The organism is Pseudomonas sp. 14P5.3.2, from assembly GCF_057799175.1.
Genome location: NZ_JBYOKU010000014.1, coordinates 90,029 through 110,085 on the forward strand (window position 1 = coordinate 90,029; position 20,057 = coordinate 110,085).

Annotated in this window: 17 protein-coding genes; all 17 read left to right on the forward strand. The window is 57.7% G+C overall.

Annotated elements, in window-relative coordinates:
• Positions 1–35 precede the first annotated feature (35 nt).
• The 17 genes from mtnA to AC27VU_RS13960 all read left to right on the forward strand — a co-directional run bounded on the left by mtnA (position 36) and on the right by AC27VU_RS13960 (position 20,053).
• Positions 36–1,112: an S-methyl-5-thioribose-1-phosphate isomerase gene (gene mtnA / locus AC27VU_RS13880; RefSeq protein WP_003226912.1), complete on the forward strand. Its 1,077-nt coding sequence runs from the start codon at positions 36–38 to the stop codon at positions 1,110–1,112.
• Positions 1,113–1,538: 426 nt separating this feature from the next.
• The gene (gene gyrA / locus AC27VU_RS13885) at positions 1,539–4,193 is read left to right on the forward strand and encodes a DNA gyrase subunit A (RefSeq protein WP_003226910.1); all 2,655 of its coding nucleotides are present in this window, start codon (positions 1,539–1,541) and stop codon (positions 4,191–4,193) included.
• A gap of 231 nt (positions 4,194–4,424) precedes the next feature.
• The gene (serC, locus tag AC27VU_RS13890; RefSeq protein WP_103484384.1) at positions 4,425–5,510 is read left to right on the forward strand and encodes a 3-phosphoserine/phosphohydroxythreonine transaminase; all 1,086 of its coding nucleotides are present in this window, start codon (positions 4,425–4,427) and stop codon (positions 5,508–5,510) included.
• Positions 5,510–6,604 carry a prephenate dehydratase gene (pheA, locus tag AC27VU_RS13895; protein ID WP_003226907.1) on the forward strand — a complete coding sequence of 365 codons (1,095 nt, stop codon included), beginning with the start codon at positions 5,510–5,512 and terminating at the stop codon, positions 6,602–6,604. Before serC ends, pheA begins: the two co-directional genes overlap by 1 nt.
• 12 nt (positions 6,605–6,616) lie before the next feature.
• Entirely contained in the window at positions 6,617–7,729 is a 1,113-nt protein-coding gene (gene hisC / locus AC27VU_RS13900) for a histidinol-phosphate transaminase (protein WP_003226905.1), read from the forward strand.
• 28 nt (positions 7,730–7,757) lie between these two features.
• On the forward strand, positions 7,758–9,965 hold the full coding sequence (locus AC27VU_RS13905) for a bifunctional prephenate dehydrogenase/3-phosphoshikimate 1-carboxyvinyltransferase (RefSeq protein WP_256662042.1): 2,208 nt from the start codon (positions 7,758–7,760) through the stop codon (positions 9,963–9,965).
• Positions 9,962–10,651 carry a (d)CMP kinase gene (gene cmk / locus AC27VU_RS13910; RefSeq protein ID WP_003226900.1) on the forward strand — a complete coding sequence of 230 codons (690 nt, stop codon included), beginning with the start codon at positions 9,962–9,964 and terminating at the stop codon, positions 10,649–10,651. Before AC27VU_RS13905 ends, cmk begins: the two co-directional genes overlap by 4 nt.
• A gap of 119 nt (positions 10,652–10,770) precedes the next feature.
• Positions 10,771–12,459, forward strand: coding sequence for a 30S ribosomal protein S1 (gene rpsA / locus AC27VU_RS13915; protein WP_003226898.1), 1,689 nt, complete (start codon positions 10,771–10,773; stop codon positions 12,457–12,459).
• 211 nt (positions 12,460–12,670) lie between these two features.
• Complete coding sequence (locus AC27VU_RS13920; protein WP_488724277.1) at positions 12,671–12,949, forward strand: hypothetical protein; 279 nt, start codon at positions 12,671–12,673, stop codon at positions 12,947–12,949.
• Positions 12,950–13,101: 152 nt separating this feature from the next.
• Entirely contained in the window at positions 13,102–13,398 is a 297-nt protein-coding gene (gene ihfB / locus AC27VU_RS13925; RefSeq protein ID WP_003189779.1) for an integration host factor subunit beta, read from the forward strand.
• A 27-nt stretch (positions 13,399–13,425) separates the two neighbouring features.
• Positions 13,426–13,665, forward strand: coding sequence for a LapA family protein (locus AC27VU_RS13930; protein ID WP_400505959.1), 240 nt, complete (start codon positions 13,426–13,428; stop codon positions 13,663–13,665).
• 225 nt (positions 13,666–13,890) lie between these two features.
• Positions 13,891–14,967 carry a dTDP-glucose 4,6-dehydratase gene (gene rfbB / locus AC27VU_RS13935; RefSeq protein WP_400505957.1) on the forward strand — a complete coding sequence of 359 codons (1,077 nt, stop codon included), beginning with the start codon at positions 13,891–13,893 and terminating at the stop codon, positions 14,965–14,967.
• The gene (rfbD, locus tag AC27VU_RS13940) at positions 14,964–15,857 is read left to right on the forward strand and encodes a dTDP-4-dehydrorhamnose reductase (RefSeq protein ID WP_400505955.1); all 894 of its coding nucleotides are present in this window, start codon (positions 14,964–14,966) and stop codon (positions 15,855–15,857) included. Before rfbB ends, rfbD begins: the two co-directional genes overlap by 4 nt.
• A complete protein-coding gene (gene rfbA, locus AC27VU_RS13945) occupies positions 15,854–16,744 on the forward strand; it encodes a glucose-1-phosphate thymidylyltransferase RfbA (RefSeq protein ID WP_488724278.1) in 891 nt (296 codons plus the stop codon). Before rfbD ends, rfbA begins: the two co-directional genes overlap by 4 nt.
• A 54-nt stretch (positions 16,745–16,798) precedes the next feature.
• Positions 16,799–17,722: a glycosyltransferase gene (locus tag AC27VU_RS13950; RefSeq protein WP_488724279.1), complete on the forward strand. Its 924-nt coding sequence runs from the start codon at positions 16,799–16,801 to the stop codon at positions 17,720–17,722.
• On the forward strand, positions 17,719–18,681 hold the full coding sequence (locus AC27VU_RS13955) for a UDP-glucose 4-epimerase family protein (protein ID WP_488724280.1): 963 nt from the start codon (positions 17,719–17,721) through the stop codon (positions 18,679–18,681). The genes AC27VU_RS13950 and AC27VU_RS13955 overlap by 4 nt, the downstream gene beginning before the upstream one ends.
• 460 nt (positions 18,682–19,141) lie before the next feature.
• Entirely contained in the window at positions 19,142–20,053 is a 912-nt protein-coding gene (locus tag AC27VU_RS13960; RefSeq protein WP_400505947.1) for a glycosyltransferase family 2 protein, read from the forward strand.
• Positions 20,054–20,057: the final 4 nt, after the last annotated feature.

Genomic DNA, 20,057 nt, shown 5'->3' on the forward strand with positions numbered 1-20,057 from the left:
ATCGGCGGCTTTTGTTCATGAGTGCGGGGTGAGGGATGCGCGATCGACTGTTGGCTGCGGAGAAAGTAAAGGCCATCGATTGGCGTGACGGCGCGCTTTACCTGCTGGATCAGCGTATTTTGCCGTTCGAGGAAACCTGGATTGCCTACACCAGCGCCGCCGGCGTGGCTGAGGCCATTCGCTCGATGGTGGTGCGTGGCGCGCCGGCCATCGGCATCAGCGCGGCTTATGGCATTGTGCTGGCGGCCCGCGCGCGGGTGGCCGAGGGCGGTGACTGGTACGCGGCGCTGGAGGAGGATTTCGCGCTGCTGGCCGATTCCCGCCCGACGGCGGTCAATCTGTTCTGGGCGCTCAATCGCATGCACGATCGATTGGATCGCCTGAAGGACAATGCCGATCCGCTGGCGGCGCTGGAAGCCGAGGCCATCGCCATTCATGAAAGTGATCGCGAAGCCAACCTGACCATGGCTCAGCTTGGCGTCGACCTGATCCGCAAACATCAGGGCAATGCCCAGGCGATTCTCACCCACTGCAATACCGGCGCCCTGGCCACTGGCGGTTTCGGTACCGCGCTGGGAGTGATTCGTGCGGCGTACCTGGAAGGCATGGTCGAGCGGGTTTATGCCGATGAAACCCGGCCATGGCTGCAGGGCTCGCGCCTGACCGCGTGGGAGTTGGCGAACGAAGGCATCCCGGTAACGCTCAACGCCGACTCGGCTGCTGCGCACATCATGAAAACCAAGGGCGTGACCTGGGTGATCGTTGGCGCTGACCGCATCACCGCCAATGGCGATGTGGCGAACAAGATCGGCACCTATCAACTGGCGGTCAACGCCATGCACCACGGCGTGCGTTTCATGGTGGTGGCGCCGAGTTCGACCATCGACATGCATCTGGCCAGTGGCGACGACATCCCGATCGAGGAGCGTGACGGCGCCGAGCTGCTGGAAGTCGGTGGCAAGCGCGTGGGGGCGGACGTCGAGGCGTTCAACCCGGTGTTCGATGTGACGCCGGCGGATCTGATCGATGCGATCGTTACCGAGAAGGGCATCGTCGAGCGACCGGATACGGCGAAGATGGCCCAGTTGATGTGCCGCAAGCGCCTGCATTGATGGGCTGTGGCGTCTGAAAGGACGCCATCGCCAGCAGGCTGGCTCCTACATTGATTGGTGTCGAACGCAAACCCTGTAGGAGTGAGCCTGCTCGCGATGGGGCCATCAAAGTCAATAAACATCTCCAAACCAAGCCCCAAATCTGCATTCAAAGAAGCTCTGAGCCTCTCTCGTCCCCTTTACGCCTGTCATCGGTCAACTAACTATGCTCCATGCGCATCTGGGGGATAGGTGCGTGGCGGCTCTTGTGATAACATCCGGCGTTTTCCGAGGCAGCTTCACGGAGCTGTCTTTACTGCGCAAATCCACGGTCCGAATTGTTGATTTGTCGTAAGTCGGCGCATGGCACTCAGCCTGCCCCGACGAGCTTCGTACATCCCATATGGATATGACGAAGTTTCACCAGAAAAAGGAATCAGGCTTCTCATGGGCGAACTGGCCAAAGAAATCCTCCCGGTCAATATCGAAGACGAGCTGAAACAGTCCTATCTCGACTACGCGATGAGCGTAATCGTCGGCCGTGCACTGCCGGATGCGCGCGATGGCCTCAAGCCCGTGCACCGTCGCGTACTGTTCGCGATGAGCGAGCTGGGCAACGACTTCAACAAGCCGTACAAGAAATCTGCCCGTGTTGTCGGTGACGTAATCGGTAAGTATCACCCGCACGGTGATACCGCGGTGTACGACACCATCGTCCGCATGGCTCAGCCTTTCTCCCTGCGCTACCTGCTGGTTGACGGTCAGGGCAACTTCGGTTCGGTCGACGGCGACAACGCCGCGGCCATGCGATACACCGAAGTGCGCATGACCAAGCTGGCGCACGAGCTGCTGGCCGACCTGCACAAGGAAACCGTGGACTGGGTGCCGAACTACGACGGCACCGAAATGATCCCGGCGGTGATGCCGACGCGCATCCCCAACCTGCTGGTCAACGGCTCCAGCGGTATCGCCGTGGGCATGGCGACCAACATTCCGCCGCACAACCTCGGTGAAGTCATCGACGGTTGCCTGGCCCTCATCGACAACCCTGAGCTGACCGTCGATGAGCTGATGCAGTACATCCCCGGTCCGGACTTCCCGACTGCCGCGATCATCAACGGTCGCGCCGGCATCATCGAAGCCTATCGCACCGGCCGCGGCCGCATTTACATGCGTGCCCGCTCGATCATCGAAGACATCGACAAGGTCGGTGGCCGTCAGCAGATCGTCATTACCGAACTCCCTTACCAGCTGAACAAGGCGCGTCTGATCGAGAAGATCGCCGAACTGGTAAAAGAGAAGAAACTCGAAGGCATCACCGAGCTGCGCGACGAGTCCGACAAGGACGGTATGCGCGTCGTGATCGAACTGCGTCGCGGCGAAGTGCCTGAGGTGATCCTCAACAACCTTTACGCCCAGACCCAGCTGCAATCGGTATTCGGCATCAACATCGTCGCGCTGATCGACGGCCGTCCACGTATCCTGAACCTCAAGGATCTGCTGGAAGCCTTCGTCCGTCACCGTCGCGAAGTCGTTACCCGTCGCACCGTGTTCGAGCTGCGCAAGGCCCGCGAGCGTGGTCACATCCTCGAAGGTCAGGCCGTTGCCCTGTCGAACATCGACCCGGTGATCGCCCTGATCAAGGCGTCTCCGACCCCGTCGGAAGCCAAGGAAGCGCTGGTCAGCACGCCTTGGGAATCTTCGGCGGTGGTGGCGATGGTGGAGCGTGCCGGTGCCGATTCGTGCCGTCCGGAAAACCTCGATCCGCAATACGGTCTGCGCGAAGGCAAGTACTTCCTGTCGCCAGAGCAGGCGCAAGCCATTCTGGAACTGCGTCTGCACCGTCTGACCGGTCTGGAACACGAGAAGCTGCTGGCCGAGTATCAAGAGATCCTCAACCAGATCGGCGAGCTGATCCGCATCCTCAACAGCGCCGTGCGCCTGATGGAAGTGATCCGCGAAGAGCTGGAAGTGATCCGCGCCGAATACGGCGACGTGCGCCGCACCGAGATTCTCGATGCGCGCCTCGATCTGACCCTGGGTGACATGATCCCGGAAGAAGAGCGCGTCGTGACCATCTCCCACGGTGGCTACGCCAAGACCCAGCCGCTGGCTGCGTACCAGGCTCAGCGTCGTGGCGGTAAAGGCAAGTCGGCGACCGGCGTCAAGGATGAGGACTACATCGCTCACCTGCTGGTCGCCAACAGTCACACCACGCTGCTGCTGTTCTCCAGCAAGGGCAAGGTGTACTGGCTGAAGACTTACGAAATTCCGGAAGCGTCCCGCGCCGCTCGCGGTCGTCCGCTGGTCAACCTGCTGCCGCTGGATGACGGTGAATACATCACCACCATGCTGCCGGTCGAGGAATACACCGAAGGTCACTTCATCTTCATGGCGACCGCCAACGGCACCGTCAAGAAGACCCCGCTGGAATCCTTCAGCCGTCAGCGCAGCGTCGGTCTGATCGCGCTGGAGCTGGACGAAGGCGACGTGCTGATCTCCGCGGCCATCACCGATGGCGAGCGCGAAGTGATGCTGTTCTCCGACGGCGGCAAGGTGACGCGCTTCAAAGAGTCCGATGTACGTGCCATGGGCCGTACCGCCCGCGGTGTGCGCGGCATGCGTCTGCCGGAAGGGCAGAAGCTGATTTCGATGCTGATCCCGGAAGAAGGCAGCCAGATCCTCACCGCTTCCGAGCGTGGTTATGGCAAGCGCACCGCGATCACCGAGTTCCCTGAGTACAAGCGTGGCGGCCAGGGCGTGATCGCCATGGTCAGCAACGAGCGTAACGGCCGTCTGGTCGGTGCGGTGCAGGTGCTCGACGGCGAAGAAATCATGCTGATCTCCGATCAGGGCACTCTGGTGCGTACCCGTGTCGACGAAGTGTCGAGCCTGGGTCGTAACACCCAGGGCGTGACCCTGATCAAACTGGCCAAGGATGAAACCCTGGTCGGTCTGGAGCGGGTTCAGGAGCCATCGGAAGTCGAAGGCGAAGAGCTTGAAGGTGAAGAGGGTGCTGGGTTCGAGGGTGATGTCGTGATCGACGACGTTGCCGAGGACCAGCAACTCGACGCCGCAGCTGACGAAGAGCCGCAGGAATAAGCGGACAAGCGAGGGGGCGGATGAAAATTCGCCCCCTTGTTATTTGTCCGGAATGAATTTCCCCTGTAGGAGCTGCCGAAGGCTGCGATCTTTTGATCTTGATTGGGCAAGGCAGGATCAAAAGATCGCAGCCTTCGGCAGCTCCTACATGGGGTCGGTGTACAGATTCGATGTGCAGAATCACCGATTTACAGATTTTTTGTGTATCACCAAGTCAGAGCGAGATTGGATGTGAGCAAGCGAGCCTATAACTTCTGTGCCGGTCCTGCGGCGCTTCCTGAAGCTGTACTGCAACGTGCCCAGGGTGAACTCCTTGATTGGCACGGCAAGGGGCTGTCGGTCATGGAAATGAGCCATCGCAGTGATGAGTTCGTGTCCATTGCCACCCAGGCCGAGCAGGACCTGCGTGACCTGCTGAATATCCCGTCGAACTATAAAGTGCTGTTTCTGCAGGGTGGCGCCAGCCAGCAGTTTGCGCAGATCCCGCTGAATCTGTTGCCGGAAAACGGCAGCGCCGACTATATCGACACCGGTATCTGGTCGCAGAAAGCCATCGAAGAAGCCTCGCGCTACGGCCACGTCAACGTTGCCGCCACCGCCAAGCCTTACGACTATTTCGCCATTCCGGGCCAGAACGAGTGGAGCCTGTCGAAAGACGCCGCTTACGTTCACTACGCGCCGAACGAAACCATCGGCGGTCTGGAATTCCAGTGGATCCCGGAAACCGGCGACGTACCGCTGGTGGCCGACATGTCGTCGGACATTCTCTCGCGTCCGGTCGATATCTCGCGGTTCGGCATGATCTACGCCGGCGCGCAGAAGAACATCGGCCCGAGCGGCATCGTCGTCAATATCATCCGCGAAGACCTGCTGGGCAAGGCGCGTTCGCTGTGCCCGACCATGCTCAACTACAAGGTCGCGGCCGATAACGGCTCGATGTACAACACCCCGCCGACCCTGGCCTGGTACCTGTCCGGCCTGGTGTTCCAGTGGCTGAAGGAGCAGGGCGGCGTCGAAGCGATTGCCAAGCTCAATGACGTCAAGCAGCGCACGCTGTACGACTTCATCGACGCCAGTGGTCTCTACAGCAACCCGATCAACAAGTCGGACCGCTCGTGGATGAACGTGCCGTTCCGTCTGGCTGACGATCGTCTGGACAAGCCGTTCCTCGCCGGTGCCGACGCGCGTGGCTTGCTCAACCTCAAGGGCCACCGCTCCGTGGGCGGCATGCGCGCCTCCATCTACAACGCCGTCGACATCACCGCCGTCAATGCGCTGGTGGCGTACATGGCTGAATTCGAGAAGGAACACGGCTGATGTCCGAGCAAGAACTCAAGGCACTGCGCGTTCGCATCGATGCTCTGGACAGCAAGGTCCTCGAGCTGATCAGCGAGCGTGCCCGCTGCGCCCAGGAAGTCGCGCGAGTAAAGATGGCCTCGCTGGCCGAAGGCGAAGTGCCGGTGTTCTATCGTCCCGAGCGTGAAGCTCAGGTGCTCAAGCGCGTGATGGAGCGTAATCAGGGGCCGTTGGGTAACGAAGAGATGGCGCGGTTGTTCCGCGAAATCATGTCCTCGTGCCTGGCGCTCGAGCAGCCGCTGAAAGTGGCTTACCTCGGCCCTGAAGGCACCTTCACCCAAGCGGCGGCCATGAAGCACTTCGGTCACGCGGTGATCAGCAAGCCGATGGCGGCGATCGACGAAGTGTTCCGTGAAGTGGCGGCGGGGGCGGTGAACTTTGGCGTGGTGCCGGTGGAAAACTCCACCGAAGGCGCGGTCAACCACACCCTCGACAGCTTCCTTGAGCACGACATGGTGATCTGCGGCGAAGTCGAGCTGCGCATTCACCATCATTTGCTGGTCGGTGAAAACACCAAGACTGACAGCATCAGTCGCATCTACTCCCATGCGCAATCGCTGGCCCAGTGCCGCAAGTGGCTGGACGCGCATTACCCGAATGTCGAGCGCGTGGCGGTATCGAGCAACGCCGAAGCGGCCAAGCGGGTCAAGGGTGAGTGGAACTCGGCGGCGATTGCCGGCGACATGGCGGCAGGCCTGTATGGCCTGACCCGTCTGGCCGAGAAGATCGAAGACCGTCCGGACAACTCGACGCGCTTCCTGATGATCGGTAACCAGGAAGTGCCGCCGACCGGCGACGACAAGACCTCGATCATCGTTTCGATGAGCAACAAGCCCGGTGCGCTGCATGAGCTGCTGGTGCCGTTCCATGACAACGGGATCGACCTGACCCGGATCGAAACCCGTCCGTCGCGCAGCGGCAAATGGACTTACGTGTTCTTCATCGACTTCGTCGGCCACCACCGTGATCCGTTGATCAAGGGCGTGCTGGAAAAGATCAGTCAGGAAGCAGTAGCACTCAAAGTGCTGGGTTCCTACCCGAAAGCAGTTCTCTAAGGGCGGTAGCAAATGAGTGGCAACTTCCTCGCTCTGGCACAGCCGGGCGTGCAACAACTTTCGCCGTACGTTCCGGGCAAGCCTGTGGACGAACTGGCGCGCGAGCTGGATCTGGATCCGGCGAAAATCGTCAAACTGGCGAGCAATGAAAACCCGTTGGGCGCCAGCCCGAAAGCGCTGGCAGCGATTCGCGAAGAGCTGGCCGAGCTGACCCGTTATCCGGACGGCAACGGCTTTGCGCTGAAATCGCTGCTGGCCGAGCAGTGCCGTGTCGAGCTGAATCAGGTGACCCTGGGCAACGGCTCCAACGACATTCTTGAGCTGGTAGCGCGCGCCTATCTGGCGCCGGGCCTGAACGCCGTGTTTAGTGAGCATGCGTTTGCGGTGTATCCGATTGCCACTCAGGCGGTCGGCGCGCAGGCCAAAGTGGTTCCGGCCAAGGATTGGGGGCATGACCTGCCTGCGATGCTCGCGGCCATCGACGCCAATACTCGTGTGGTGTTCATCGCCAACCCGAACAACCCGACCGGCACCTGGTTCGGCGCCGAAGCGCTGGACGAGTTCCTGCAGGACGTTCCGGAGCACGTGCTGGTGGTGCTGGACGAGGCGTACATCGAATACGCCGAAGGCAGCGATCTGCCAGACGGTCTGGATTTCCTCGCGGCGTACCCGAATCTGCTGGTATCGCGCACGTTCTCCAAGGCCTACGGTCTGGCGGCGCTGCGCGTAGGTTATGGCCTGTCCACTGCGGTGGTGGCGGACGTGCTGAACCGCGTGCGCCAGCCGTTCAACGTCAACAGCCTGGCCCTGGCCGCGGCCTGTGCGGCGTTGAAGGACGAGGAGTATCTGGCGCAAAGCCGTCAGCTCAACGAATCCGGCATGCAGCAGTTGCAGGATGGTTTCCGTGAGTTGGGTCTGAGCTGGATCGAGTCCAAAGGCAACTTTATTTGCGTCGACCTTGGTCAGGTGGCAGCGCCGATTTTCCAGGGCCTGCTGCGTGAAGGCGTAATCGTGCGTCCGGTGGCCAACTACGGCATGCCGAATCACCTGCGGGTGACCATCGGTCTGCCGGCGGAAAACAGCCGCTTCCTCGAAGCGCTGCGTAAGGTTCTGGCTCGTGGATGATGTCACTGCTCTGCAATCTGCTGCACCTATGATCGGTCGCCTTGTGGTGGTCGGTCTGGGATTGATCGGTGGTTCGTTTGCCAAAGGCTTGCGTGAAAGCGGTATCTGCCGTGAGGTGGTCGGGGTCGATCTCGACCCGCAATCGCGCAAGCTGGCGGTCGAGTTGGGCGTGGTGGATCGTTGCGAGGATGACCTGATCGCTGCGTGTCAGGGCGCCGACGTGATTCAACTGGCGGTACCGATTCTGGCCATGGAGAAGGTGCTGGCCCGTTTGGCGAGCGTCGATCTGGGTCAGGCGATTCTGACCGATGTCGGCAGCGCTAAGGGCAATGTGGTGCGCGCGGCGACCGAGGCGTTCGGCGGCATGCCGGCGCGCTTCGTCCCGGGCCATCCGATTGCCGGTTCCGAGCAGAGTGGGGTGGAAGCTTCCAACTCTGAGCTGTTCCGTCGGCACAAGGTGATTCTGACGCCGCTCGAGCAAACCGACCCGGCCGCACTGGCGGTGGTCGATCGCTTGTGGCGCGAACTGGGTGCCGACGTCGAGCACATGCAGGTCGAGCGCCACGATGAAGTGTTGGCCGCGACCAGTCATCTGCCGCACCTGCTGGCCTTCGGTCTGGTCGACTCGTTGGCCAAACGCAATGAAAACCTTGAGATCTTCCGTTACGCTGCCGGCGGTTTCCGCGATTTCACAAGAATCGCCGGAAGCGACCCGGTGATGTGGCACGACATCTTCCTCGCCAATCGCGAGGCTGTTCTGCGCACACTCGATACATTTCGCAGCGACCTCGACGCCTTGCGCGACGCGGTCGATGCAGGGGATGGGCACCAATTGTTGGGCGTCTTCACGCGCGCCCGGGTTGCCCGCGAGCATTTCAGTAAAATCCTGGCCCGCAGGGCCTATGTGGACGCTATGAATTCCAACGATCTGATTTTCCTGGCTCAACCTGGTGGCCGCCTGTCCGGTCGGATTCGCGTACCAGGTGACAAATCGATTTCCCACCGTTCGATCATGCTCGGCTCGCTGGCCGAAGGCGTGACCGAGGTTGAAGGGTTCCTCGAGGGCGAAGATGCCCTGGCGACCTTGCAGGCTTTTCGCGACATGGGCGTGGTCATCGAAGGCCCGCACCACGGTCGCGTGACCATTCACGGCGTCGGCCTGCATGGCTTGAAGCCGGCGCCGGGTCCGATCTATCTGGGCAACTCCGGCACTTCGATGCGTCTGTTGTCCGGCCTGCTGGCGGCGCAGAACTTCGACAGTACCCTGACCGGCGATGCGTCGCTGTCCAAGCGGCCGATGAATCGCGTGGCCAACCCGCTGCGTGAAATGGGCGCCGTGATCGAAACCGCTGCCGAAGGTCGTCCGCCGATGACCATTCGTGGCGGTCACAAGCTCAAGGGGCTGACCTACACCATGCCGATGGCCAGTGCTCAGGTGAAGTCCTGTCTGCTGCTGGCGGGCCTGTACGCCGAAGGCAAGACCACCGTCACTGAGCCGGCGCCGACCCGCGACCACACCGAGCGCATGCTGCGTGGTTTCGGCTATCCGGTAAGCGTCGATGGCGCCACGGCGTCGGTCGAATCCGGCGGCAAGCTGACCGCGACCCACATCGAAGTGCCGGGCGACATCTCGTCATCGGCGTTCTTCCTGGTGGCGGCCTCGATCGCTGAAGGCTCCGAGCTGGTGCTGGAACACGTTGGCATCAACCCGACGCGTACCGGTGTGATCGACATCCTGCGCTTGATGGGCGCTGATATCACCCTGGAAAACCAGCGTGAAGTCGGCGGCGAACCTGTAGCTGACCTGCGCGTGCGAGCGGCTAAACTGAAAGGTATCGAGATTCCGGAAGCGCTGGTGCCACTGGCCATCGACGAATTCCCGGTGCTGTTCGTGGCGGCGGCCTGCGCCGAAGGCCGTACCGTGCTGACCGGTGCCGAAGAGCTGCGCGTCAAGGAATCGGATCGTATTCAAGTCATGGCGGACGGCTTGCTGGCGCTGGGCGTCAAGTGCCAGCCGACCCCGGACGGCATCATCATCGATGGCGGCCAGATCGGTGGTGGCGAAGTGCATGGTCACGGTGATCACCGTATCGCCATGGCTTTCAGCGTCGCTTCGCTGCGCGCCACTGCTCCGATCCGCATCCATGATTGCGCCAACGTCGCGACGTCGTTCCCGAACTTCCTCGCGCTGTGCGCGCAGGTCGGCATTCGTGTGGTTCAAGAGGCTCAGTCGTGAAAAACATTGCACCGGTCATCACCATCGATGGGCCAAGCGGTTCGGGCAAGGGCACGGTCGCCGGGATTCTGGCCAAGCGTCTGGGCTGGAACCTGCTGGATTCCGGTGCGCTGTATCGCCTGCTGGCGTTCGCTGCGCACAATCATGGTGTCGACCTGACCAATGAAGAGCTGTTGAAGAAACTGGCCGCTCATCTGGATGTGCAGTTCATCGCGGCGACCGACGGTCAGCTGCAGCGCATCATTCTGGAGGGTGATGAAGTCAGCGATGTCATCCGCACTGAAAGCGTCGGTTCCGGTGCTTCTCAGGTGGCCGCGTTGCCGGCAGTCCGCGAGGCGCTGCTGCAGCGCCAGCGTGCTTTTCAGGAGGTGCCGGGCCTGGTGGCCGATGGTCGTGACATGGGTACTGTGGTTTTTCCTGATGCACCGTTGAAGATTTTCCTCACCGCCAGTGCCGAGGAACGGGCGCGCCGCCGATATTTGCAGTTGAAGGGCAAAGTCGAGGGTGTTAGTCTGTCGAGTCTGCTAGATGAGATCCGTGCACGCGACGAGCGTGATACCCAGCGCGCAGTAGCCCCGCTCAAACCGGCGGCAGATGCGATACAGCTGGATTCCACGGAGTTGTCCATCGATCAGGTGCTTGAACGCATCATGAGCGAGATCGCCATTCGCGATATCGCCGGGTGACCAAGAAGGCCGCAGGGGACCAGTCATAGTCCTGCAGCGCTTCTTTTAAATGAAACTAACCCACGCCGTCTGGGGTGTGGAGATGGGCGTATTCTTCGCCCTCATCTACAGGAATTAAAATGAGCGAAAGCTTTGCGGAACTCTTTGAAGAAAGCCTAAAGACCCTGAACCTTCAGGCAGGCTCCATCATCACCGGTGTTATCGTTGATATCGATTACCAGGCTCGCTGGGTAACCGTTCACGCTGGTCTGAAGTCTGAAGCACTCATCCCGCTGGAACAGTTCTACAACGATGCTGGTGACCTGACTATCAATGTCGGTGACGAAGTTCACGTTGCTCTGGATTCGGTTGAAGACGGTTTCGGTGAAACCAAGCTGTCCCGTGAAAAAGCCAAGCGCGCTGAATGCTGGATCGTTCTGGAAGCAGCCTTCGCAGCTGAGGAAGTGGTCAAGGGCGTTATCAACGGTAAGGTTAAAGGCGGCTTCACTGTCGACGTTAACGGCATCCGTGCGTTCCTGCCAGGTTCCCTGGTTGACGTCCGTCCAGTGCGCGACACCACGCACCTGGAAGGCAAAGAGCTGGAATTCAAGGTCATCAAGCTGGACCAGAAGCGCAACAACGTTGTCGTTTCCCGTCGCAGCGTCCTGGAAGCCGAGAACTCCGCCGAGCGTGAAGCTCTGCTGGAATCCCTGCAGGAAGGCCAGCAAGTCAAAGGTATCGTCAAAAACCTCACCGATTACGGCGCATTCGTCGATCTGGGTGGCGTGGACGGCCTGCTGCACATCACCGACATGGCCTGGAAGCGCATCAAGCATCCTTCCGAGATCGTCAACGTTGGTGACGAAATCGACGTCAAGGTTCTGAAATACGATCGCGAACGCAACCGTGTTTCCCTGGGCCTGAAGCAACTGGGCGAAGATCCATGGGTTGCTATCAAAGCCCGTTACCCAGAAAGCACTCGCGTTACCGCTCGTGTAACCAACCTGACCGACTACGGCTGCTTCGCTGAGCTGGAAGAAGGCGTTGAAGGTCTGGTACACGTTTCGGAAATGGACTGGACCAACAAGAACATCCACCCTTCGAAAGTCGTACAAGTCGGCGACGAAGTGGAAGTCATGGTTCTGGACATCGACGAAGAGCGTCGTCGTATCTCCCTGGGCATCAAGCAGTGCAAGTCGAACCCATGGGAAGACTTCTCTGGCCAGTTCAACAAGGGCGACAAGATCTCCGGCACCATCAAGTCGATCACCGATTTCGGTATCTTCATTGGTCTGGACGGCGGCATCGACGGTCTGGTTCACCTGTCCGACATCTCCTGGAACGAAGTGGGCGAAGAAGCCGTACGTCGTTTCAAGAAGGGCGACGAGCTGGACACCGTCATCCTGTCGGTTGACCCAGAGCGCGAGCGCATCTCCCTGGGCATCAAGCAACTGGAAAGCGATCCGTTCTCCGAGTACGTCTCGGTTAACGACAAAGGCGCTATCGTTACTGGCACCGTGAAAGAAGTTGACGCCAAAGGCGCCATCATCGTTCTGGCTGACGACATCGAAGCGACCCTGAAAGCCTCCGAAATCAGCCGTGACCGCGTTGAAGACGCGCGCAACGTTCTGAAAGAAGGCCAGGAAGTTGAAGCCAAGATCATCAGCGTTGATCGCAAGAGCCGCGTAATCCAGCTCTCGATCAAGTCGAAAGACGATGCTGAAGAGAAAGAAGCTATCCAGAGCCTGAAATCGGCTCCGGCAGCTGAAGGCGAAGCAGACACCACTATGGCTGCACTGCTGCGTCAAGCAATGGCCAAACAGAACTAAGTTCTGCTTGATCATGAAAAAGGGCGACTTCGGTCGCCCTTTTTTGTGCCTGCGATTTGGTGGAGAAGGGTGCTTGAGATGTATCCGGTTTGTTGTGAAACCAATCCTTCTGCCTGGTTGTCTGTTTCTTTAATCGGATCAATCGCCTATTCGCGACTAAGCTAGGTATTAGTCGTGCAGTAGTCGGGCATTGCCTGGCATAAGGAAGTGGATGAACAGATTTATTGTCTTGATGGCGTTGTTGGTATTGGCTGGCTGTACCACGAGTGCCAAGACTCATGCTGTGCGAGGTGCCAGTGGTATAGAAATTGACTGCTCTGGTCTGGGGTCAGGGTGGGAAAAATGTCAAAGGCGCGCGGCGAAGGAGTGCAAGGGGGTAGGTTACAAAGTGATCACCCGATCTGATCAGGCGAAGGATGAAGATGAATATCCGTTTGGCTTCAATCCCGCAGGCTACGTCACTCGAACCATGCTGGTCATGTGCCGTTGAGTGTGCGCTGCTTCGGCTTGTGCTTTTGTGCGCTGAAAACAGGCGTTTCGGCGCCAAGGAAGATATGTCAATCCCTGGGCTGTTCAAAATCTTCCGGGCGTGCTAAAACCTTTCAAGCGCTGATCTAGCTGCTTGAAAAAGAAGGGAAAAATATGACGAAGTCGGAGTTGATCGAACGAATTGTCACCCATCAAGGGCTACTCTCATCCAAGGATGTGGAGCTGGCCATCAAGACCATGCTTGAACAAATGTCCCAGTGCCTGGCTACCGGTGATCGCATCGAGATCCGTGGGTTTGGCAGCTTTTCTCTGCACTACCGCGCGCCGCGCGTCGGTCGCAATCCGAAGACTGGTCAGTCGGTCAGTCTGGACGGCAAGTTCGTTCCGCATTTCAAACCGGGCAAGGAATTGCGTGACCGGGTGAATGAGGAAGAGGAGGAGGGGGTTTGACAGTCGCTAGCCTGAAGGGAGTTAGTCATGCGTAACATCAAGCGCATGCTTCTTAGTATTTTAATTTTATTGCTGGTGTTGGTGATTCTGGCGTTTGTGCTTGAGAATCAGCAATCCATTTCGTTGGTGTTTCTCGGGTGGGCCGGGCCCCAGCTTCCAGTATCGTTGGTAGTAGTCTTCGCACTACTTATCGGTATGTTGATTGGCCCGATGCTGGGGTGGTTTCTGGGGCGTTCGTCCAGAGCGGCGCGCAAGCGGCTGGTCTAAGATCGACGGCAACAGGTAATCCTTCAAATTCGGCTCGGCGCCTGTCCATATCCATTAGTAAAACGTTCATTAAGCTGTAAAATGCAACCCTTGTTCGATAGTGGTTTATTTCCACGTCGATTCAGACTGACTCTGACGGAAGTCTCAGATTTGATGGCTTCTGCATTCATGGATTAGACAGTGCTCGTTGGTGCCACTGTCCGCAGCTCAAGGGTATGCTTTCGCGTGAAAATTCTAGTTACCGGCGGCGCCGGCTTCATTGGCTCGGCAGTCATCCGTCACATCATCTCCAATACTACTGATTCTGTCGTCAATGTCGATAAGCTGACCTACGCCGGCAATCTGGAGTCCTTGGCAGAAGTCAGCCAGAACTCGCGTTACGCTTTCGAGCGCGTCGATATCTGCGATCGTGATCAGATCGACCGTGTCCTGCGTGAACACCAACCAGATGCAATCATGCATCTGGCAGCAGAATCCCACGTAGATCGCTCGATCTCCGGCCCGTCCGAGTTCATCCAGACCAACATCATCGGCACCTATACACTGCTCGAAGCTGCGCGACACTACTGGGCTGCGTTGGATGACACGCGCAAAGCCAACTTCCGCTTCCACCACATTTCGACTGACGAAGTTTACGGAGACCTCGAAGGTCCGGAAGACCTCTTCACCGAAACTACGCCTTACCAGCCAAGCTCTCCATATTCGGCTAGCAAAGCCAGCTCCGATCACTTGGTTCGTGCCTGGGCCCGCACCTACGGTCTGCCAACACTGGTTACCAATTGCTCGAACAACTACGGCCCATGCCATTTCCCTGAGAAGTTGATCCCGCTGATCATTCTCAACGCACTGGAAGGCAAGCCGCTGCCGGTTTACGGCAAAGGCAATCAGGTTCGTGATTGGCTGTATGTCGAGGACCATGCTCGCGCGCTGTACAAGGTCGTGACTGAAGGTGTGATTGGCGAGACTTACAACATTGGCGGTCACAACGAAAAGCAGAACATTGAGGTGGTCAATACCCTCTGTGCACTGCTGGATGAGCTGCGCCCGGACTCGGCTTATCGTCCGCACGCCAACCTGATCACTTACGTTCAGGACCGTCCAGGCCACGATCAGCGTTATGCCATCGACGCGAGCAAGATTCAGCGGGAGTTGGGCTGGACGCCGGAAGAGACTTTCGACACCGGTATTCGCAAGACTGTCGAGTGGTACCTCAACAATTCCGAGTGGGTCGCCCACGTGAAAAGTGGAAGCTACCAGCAGTGGATCGACCAGAACTACGCGGATCGTTCGGGCAAGGCATGAAAATCCTTTTGCTGGGCAAGAACGGCCAGGTCGGCTGGGAGTTGCAACGGTCCTTGGCGCCGCTTGGTGAGTTGATCGCCCTGGATCGTCACTCTGTGGATGGGTTGTGCGGTGATTTGTCCGATCTGGAAGCATTGCGCGCAACAATTCGGCAGATCAAGCCCGATATCATCGTCAACGCCGCCGCATACACCGCAGTCGACAAGGCTGAGTCCGACGTAGAGCTGGCCTATCGTGTGAATGGTGAGGCAAGCCGGCTTTTGGGCGAAGAGGCTGCACTTTTGGGTGCCTTGCTGGTTCATTACTCCACTGATTATGTATTCAGCGGCGAAGGCCACCGTCCTTGGCAAGAGACCGATGCGGTCGCTCCTGTCAACCGGTATGGTGCGAGCAAGCTGGCAGGTGAACAGGCGATCACGGCTTCGGGATGCAAGCACTTGATCTTCCGTACAAGCTGGGTTTACGGCGCCCGAGGCAATAACTTTGCCAAAACCATGATGCGTCTGGCGAAAGATCGCGAAACGCTGAGTGTTATTGCCGATCAGATCGGTGCGCCGACGGGTGCCGATCTGATTGCCGATGTCACCGCATTGACGATTCGCCAAGTGCTACAACGGCCGGAACTGTCAGGTTTATATCATTTGACAGCGGCTGGCGAAGTGTCGTGGCATGGTTACGCAAGTTACGTTATCGATTTTGCTCAGGCCAATGGCGAACAGCTTGCGGTGGCCACGATAAATGCGATCGATACAACCGCTTATCCTACCCCCGCGCGTCGGCCTTTGAATTCACGCTTGAATACCCAGAAGCTGCGCGACAATTTCTCTCTACACTTGCCGGATTGGCAAAGTGGTGTAACCCGAATGCTTAGGGAAGTTCTGAACAAATGACCACGACAAATCGTAAAGGCATTATTCTCGCCGGCGGCTCGGGCACGCGCCTGCACCCGCTGACTCTTGGCGTGTCCAAACAGATGCTGCCGATCTACGACAAGCCGATGATCTTTTATCCGCTGTCGGTGCTGATGCTGGCGGGTATGCGAGAGATTCTGATTATCTCCACCCCTGAAGACTTGCCGTTGTTTCGCAAGCTGCTTGGCGATGGCAGCCTTTACGGGATCAAGCTGACGTATGCCGAGCAGCCTAGCCCGGATGGACTGGCACAGGCCTTCATCATCGGTGAGGAATTTATCGGCAGTGATCCTTGCTGTTTGATTCTTGGCGACAATATTTTTTATGGTCAGCATTTCTCCGACAATTTGCGTTCCGCCAGTTCGCAAGTGAAAGGGGCTACCGTATTCGGCTATCACGTATCCGATCCGGAGCGTTTTGGTGTCGTCGAATTTGACAAAAACGGTCGGGCCTTGAGTATTGAGGAAAAGCCCCTCAAGCCCAAGTCGAACTATGCGGTGACCGGTCTCTACTTCTACGACAATGAAGTGGTCGAGATCGCCAAGAGCATCAAGCCTTCCGAGCGTGGTGAGTTGGAAATCACGGACGTGAACCGAGCCTACCTGGAGCGCAAGAGTCTTAACGTCGAAATGTTGGGCCGTGGCTTTGCCTGGCTCGATACCGGTACTCACGATTCCCTGCTGGAAGCCAGTCATTTCGTACATACCATCGAACAGCGACAGGGCCTTAAAGTCGCCTGCCTGGAAGAGATTGCCTATCACAACGGCTGGATCACTCCCGAGCAACTGGCTGCACAGGCTGAAGCCTTGAAAAAGACGGGTTACGGTCAGTACCTGCAGAAGCTCCTGGACTCGCCCTCTGACTGATTCGAAACAACATTTTTCGAACGGTAGCGCTCAATCGGTTCAAGTAGGAACGGCATGCCAGTAAAACATCCCAAGGTTGCGGTTTTGCTGGCTGCCTTCAATGGCATGCAATGGATCGAGGAGCAGTTGGCTTCGATTCTTGGGCAGTCGCTTGTTGACGTCACATTGTTTATCAGTATTGATCCCTCCAGTGATGGTACGGAAGAATGGTGCTGCGCCTTTGCTGCTCGGCACCAAGCTGTTCTTGTTCTGGCGGCAGCAGGTAAATTTGGCGGTGCATCCCGTAACTTTTTCCGGCTGATTCGCGATGTCGACTTTCAGGGTTTTGATTATGTCGCTTTTGCCGATCAGGACGATGTCTGGCACCCGGACAAGCTCTTGCGTGCAACCCGTTACATCCAGTCAGGCCATATAGACGCCTACTCGAGCAATGTCACCGCATTCTGGCCGAACGGCGATACCCATCTAGTGAACAAGGCGCAGCCGCAGGTCGCTTGGGACTATCTGTTCGAGGCGGCTGGGCCTGGCTGCACTTATGTCATGAGCAACAAGATGGCCGTTGCGCTGAAAACCGACATGCTTGCCAATTGGCAGCGATTGCAAGACGTCAGCCTGCACGACTGGTATTGCTACGCCTTTGCGCGAAGTCATGGCTACCGTTGGCACATCGACCCTGTCCCCTCCATGAATTACCGACAGCATGAGCGTAACCAAGTGGGGGCGAACAAGGGCCTTAGTTCCCTGGTCGTTCGTTACAAGACGATTCATGAAGGCTGGTGGTTCCATCAGGTGCAGCTCATAGCTTGTCTGGTCGGTTTGCAGAATGAGCCGTTTGTAAAACCATGGCTGGGGCTTCGCCGTCGGCATCTAATTGGTTTGTCTTTCAGTGCCTGGAAGTGTCGGCGTCGTGTTCGGGACAAGTTTTTTTTCTTTTTTGTCTGTTGGGCCGCTGCAGTTTTTGGAAGTAAGAACGGATGAGAAAGCCCAAAGTGCTTGTGACGGGGGCGAACGGTTTCGTCGGTGAGGCGTTGGTGTTTCGCCTGCTTCTGGATAAGAAATTCACGCCGATCGCAGCAGTGCGCGGCGAGACGCGGTTACAGGGACTGTGTCCCGTCGTCCGCTTCGATCTCGTCGAATCCCGCACCTTGCCGTCGCTCGCTGATGTCGAGGTAGTGGTGCACGCTGCCGCAAGAGTGCACGTGATGCATGAGGTTGCGACGGATGCACTGGCGGAATTTCGCAAGGTCAATGTGGAGGGGACTTTAAGGCTTGCCAGGTTGGCGGCAGAGGCGGGGGTGAAGAGATTCATTTACCTGAGTTCGATTAAGGTGAACGGCGAGAGTACTGCTCGGGGTGAGAGGTTCATGCCTGACGATGCGCCGGCCCCGGCAGATCCTTACGGTGTCTCAAAGCTGGAGGCCGAAATAGCGCTGCAACAGCTAGGTATGCTGTTGGGTATGGAAATCGTCATTATTCGTCCCCCTCTGGTATACGGACCGGGGGTAAAGGCCAATTTCCAAAGCATGATGCGCTGGGTGGCCAAGGGCGTGCCATTGCCATTGGGTGGGCTGTGCAATAATCGAAGCCTGGTCTCTATTGGTAATTTGGTGGATCTGATTGAACGCTGCATTGCTCATCCTGCGGCTGCGGGCAAAACTTTTTTAGTCAGCGATGGCGAGGATTTGAGCACCACTCACTTGCTCCGACGCATGGCCGCTGCCATGGGTGTGAAATCGCGGCTGGTAGCGGTTCCACCAGTACTGCTGCGTTTGGGGGCGTCTCTCATGTGCCGTCCTGCGATAGCGCAGCGGTTGTGCGGCTCGTTGCAGGTCGATATTCAGCAAACCTGCAGGATATTGGAGTGGTCACCTCCAGAGAAGATAGATCAAGCCTTGTGCAGGGCGGCGAATGAGTTCTTGCAACATGGTGTGCATTGAACTCTCGCGTTCTTGGTCGGAAAGCTTGCAAAAATCGACGAGGTCGACGCCTTCGGTCGGAATGGGCAGATGAGGTCGACACGTTTTGAATTCGAAAAGCAAGAAGGGCAGAATGCTACCCTTTTGCCAATGTGGGGCGCTTTGATACCCTAGCTGACTGGGCAGCGAGGCGTGTTTGTCGCCGATCCGTGGATGTGCAAATCAAATGAATCGTAGGGTGATGTCATCGAGCTATTAACGGCAAGGCTTAATTCGCTACAATACCTTTATTGCGTCGCCTTGGCTCATTGATGAGACTTTCGAGAACTTTGTACTCTTGCTGCGCTCGTGTAGTGAATGAATACGGTGCTATTTTTATTTTTATGCGATGGAGTGCTCGGTGGTAATCCCTTTTTCATCTGTTCAGCAAGAGTCGGGTCCCGGATCCTTCGGTTCAGATGCTTCCACTGGAGTCCCGTTGGTGTCAGTACTCCTGTGTACTTACAACGGTGAGCGGTTTTTGAGAGAACAGTTGGAATCAATTGCACGGCAGACGTATTCTGGCTGGGTTGTTGCGGTTTCTGATGACGGCTCTACGGATTCGACTCTGGAGATTCTTCAGGAATACAAAGAGAAGTGGGGAGAGGAAAAAATCAAGGTTTTTTCCGGTCCACGACAGGGATTTGCTTTAAATTTCATTTCGCTGGCCTGCCGGGGTGAAGTTAATTCAGCGTTTTACGCCTGGGCTGACCAGGATGACATCTGGCGTGATCATAAGCTTGAAACCGCGCTCGATCAGCTTCGGTCCATTCCTCAAGATGTACCCGCTCTTTATTGTGGCAGGACCGAGTTGATCAATGAGGATTGCCAATCCATCGGGCTCTCACCGTTATTCAATCGTCCCGCCACATTCTCCAACGCATTGGTACAAAGTATCGGTGGGGGAAATACGATGGTGTTCAATCATGCAGCCTGCCGCCTCTTGCGAGAAACGGGCAAGGATCTGACTATCGTATCCCACGACTGGTGGGCCTATCTGGCCGTGACCGGGGCAGGTGGGCGTATTCTTTATGACGCCACGCCCACCATCCTTTACCGGCAGCACGATGATAATATAATTGGCTCGAATTCCGGTTTTTTCTCACGGATTGATCGGCTGCGCATGATCTTCAAAGGGCGTTTTCGCAGTTGGAATGAGTCGAATATCCGTGCCTTGGACTCGATCGACTACCGATTGAGCGAAGAAAACCGTAGCATATTGAACAGTTTCAAGGAGGCGAGGGCGCACCGGGGCGTGAGGCGGTTTTTGTGTCTGCGGCGCTCGGGAGTCTACCGACAAACTTTTTTGGGCAATATCGGCCTGATCCTCGCGGCAATCTTCGACGGTATTTGAAGAG

Coding starts and splice junctions, on each gene's coding strand:
- pheA (WP_003226907.1), top strand. CDS start 5,510: ATGTCCGAGCAAGAACTCAAGGCACTGCGCGTTCGCATCGATGCTCTG.
- ihfB (WP_003189779.1), top strand. CDS start 13,102: ATGACGAAGTCGGAGTTGATCGAACGAATTGTCACCCATCAAGGGCTA.
- mtnA (WP_003226912.1), top strand. CDS start 36: ATGCGCGATCGACTGTTGGCTGCGGAGAAAGTAAAGGCCATCGATTGG.
- AC27VU_RS13950 (WP_488724279.1), top strand. CDS start 16,799: ATGCCAGTAAAACATCCCAAGGTTGCGGTTTTGCTGGCTGCCTTCAAT.
- rfbD (WP_400505955.1), top strand. CDS start 14,964: ATGAAAATCCTTTTGCTGGGCAAGAACGGCCAGGTCGGCTGGGAGTTG.
- rpsA (WP_003226898.1), top strand. CDS start 10,771: ATGAGCGAAAGCTTTGCGGAACTCTTTGAAGAAAGCCTAAAGACCCTG.
- AC27VU_RS13955 (WP_488724280.1), top strand. CDS start 17,719: ATGAGAAAGCCCAAAGTGCTTGTGACGGGGGCGAACGGTTTCGTCGGT.
- rfbA (WP_488724278.1), top strand. CDS start 15,854: ATGACCACGACAAATCGTAAAGGCATTATTCTCGCCGGCGGCTCGGGC.
- hisC (WP_003226905.1), top strand. CDS start 6,617: ATGAGTGGCAACTTCCTCGCTCTGGCACAGCCGGGCGTGCAACAACTT.
- AC27VU_RS13905 (WP_256662042.1), top strand. CDS start 7,758: ATGATCGGTCGCCTTGTGGTGGTCGGTCTGGGATTGATCGGTGGTTCG.
- AC27VU_RS13920 (WP_488724277.1), top strand. CDS start 12,671: ATGAACAGATTTATTGTCTTGATGGCGTTGTTGGTATTGGCTGGCTGT.
- AC27VU_RS13930 (WP_400505959.1), top strand. CDS start 13,426: ATGCGTAACATCAAGCGCATGCTTCTTAGTATTTTAATTTTATTGCTG.
- gyrA (WP_003226910.1), top strand. CDS start 1,539: ATGGGCGAACTGGCCAAAGAAATCCTCCCGGTCAATATCGAAGACGAG.